The organism is Martelella sp. UBA3392 (assembly GCF_002358775.1).
Classification (GTDB): domain Bacteria; phylum Pseudomonadota; class Alphaproteobacteria; order Rhizobiales; family Rhizobiaceae; genus Martelella; species Martelella mediterranea.
Window position 1 is genome coordinate 1 of sequence record NZ_DEPM01000043.1, and the last position, 1,995, is coordinate 1,995.

Annotated in this window: 2 protein-coding genes; both read left to right on the forward strand. The window is 60.9% G+C overall.

Features of this window, described 5'->3' with window-relative positions; translation table 11 throughout:
• Positions 1-919 (forward strand): sugar ABC transporter substrate-binding protein (locus B4E36_RS03460; RefSeq protein WP_345899979.1); only part of this gene is annotated, 919 nt, incomplete at its 5' end.
• A gap of 135 nt (positions 920-1,054) precedes the next feature.
• Positions 1,055-1,948 (forward strand): carbohydrate ABC transporter permease, encoded by an 894-nt coding sequence (locus B4E36_RS03465; protein WP_292056950.1) that lies wholly within the window; start codon positions 1,055-1,057, stop codon positions 1,946-1,948.
• Positions 1,949-1,995 lie beyond the last annotated feature (47 nt).

Consider the following 1,995-nt stretch of genomic DNA (forward strand, 5'->3'; position numbering starts at 1 on the left):
CGACGTCGATGACATCTATCCCAACCTGATGATGGGTCTCGGCAATTACGAAGGCCAGCAGGTCGCCTTCCCGTTTGCCGGCTATGCCAACGTTCTGGCCTATAACAAGACCCGCCTTGACGCGGCCGGGCTTGAACCGCCGAAGACGATGGAAGAATTCGTCGCCGCCGCCGAAAAGCTGACCGATCCTGCCGCCGGCCTCTACGGCTTCGTCGCCAACGGCCAGAAGGGCCCGGCCAGCGCCCAGGACTGGATGCAGTATAACAGCGAAATGGGCGGCTCGATCATGGGCGAGGACGGCATGCCGACGCTCAATTCGGATGCCAATGTGGAAAGCCTGAAGGTCTATCGCGACCTGTTCCGCAACGCTGCCCCTCCCGGCGCTGCCGGCTATGACTGGGGCGGCCGCGAGGAAAGCTTCCGCCAGGGCGTTGCGGCGCTGATGCAGACCTGGTCGGTCGGCGCGCCGGGCTATTACAATCCCGAAATCTCCAAGGTCGTCGACGATGTCGCCATCACCACCGCCCCGCATCCGGGCGATGTGGCGCCGAGCTATGGCATTGGCGGCTGGGGCATGGCGATCAACGCCGATGTCTCCCCGGAAGAGCAGGAAGCCGCCTGGGCCTTCATCAAATGGCTGACCAGCCCCGAAATCCATAAGGAATTCAACCTTATGGGCGCCGGCAGCTTCCTGCGCAAAAGCGAGATGACCGATCCCGACCTGACGGCAAAATTCCCGTTCCTGCCGGTGCTTGCCGAAACCTTCGAGAACGGCAATTATGACTATCGTCCGCGCATTCCGGAATATCCGCAGATCCAGGATTTCCTCGGCACGGCTGTCAATTCCGTACTGGTCGGCGATGCCGATCCGAAGGAAGCGCTGGATGCCGCACAGGCACAGGCCGAGGACCTGTTCTGAGACCTGCGCTGAAATCTGCGGACCGCGCGTTTTGATGCCGCGCGGTCCGGCTTTTGCATGTTTCTTGAAATCGAGGTTACGCGCGTGAGTGCGATTGCAGATCCCCTGCCCTCCGGGTTGATCGAGCCCAAGGGAATGGCCTTTGCCACAAGGCGGAAGGTCTTTCTCGCTATCATGGCCGTGCCGGTCGTGGCTTATGTTCTGGTTGTCGGCATCTGGCCGTTGGCGCAGGGCATCTGGTACAGCCTCTACGACTACAATCTGATCCGCCCGCAGCGGACCAAATTCGCCGGTCTCGACAATTACATCGAAATCATCACCGATCCGGTAAGCCGACAGGCCCTGATCAATACCGCGATCTTCACCGTCGGCGCGGTCTTCTTCGAACTCCTGCTCGGCTTTGCGCTGGCGCTTTCGCTTTGGCGCGATGACCGGTTCAACCGGCTGGCGCTGGCGCTGATCCTGATCCCCGTGACCATCACGCCGCTGGTCGTCGGCCTGATCTTCAAGGGGCTTCTGGCCGCCGATTACGGCATGATCGGCTATTACCTCGCCCAATGGGGACTGACCGATCCGCGTGGCCTACTGGCGGACCAGCACGCCGCCCTGGCCACGCTGATTTTCATAGATGTCTGGGAATGGACGCCGCTGGTGGCACTGATCCTGCTGGCGGGCCTGAAGGCGCTTCCCTCAGACATTCTGGAAGCGGCTTCCGTCGATGGCGCTACGGGGTTTCAGAAACTCAGGATCATCGTGATCCCGCTGATGCTGCCTGCGGTTCTCCTGGCGCTGATCCTGCGCACCGTCGATGCCTTCCGCGTGTTCGATACGGTTTATGTGGCAACCGGCGGCGGGCCGGGCAATGCCACCAACACGCTGATGTTGCATGCAATCAAGCAGGGGCTGGAATTCTTCAATATCGGCAGGGCCTCGGCAATCGCCAACCTCACCCTGCTGATCATAGCCCTGATTGCCGCGAGCTTTGTTATGATGATCCGGCATGCCGACAGGAAGGCCAACGGGAAATGAACGCAAGCTATTGGCTTCAGACAGGCCGCCGCGCCTTCCTTCTCATC

What these genes read in the sequence shown, in the direction of transcription:
- B4E36_RS03465 (WP_292056950.1), top strand. Translation starts at nt 1,055, where the DNA reads ATGGCCTTTGCCACAAGGCGGAAGGTCTTTCTCGCTATCATGGCCGTG.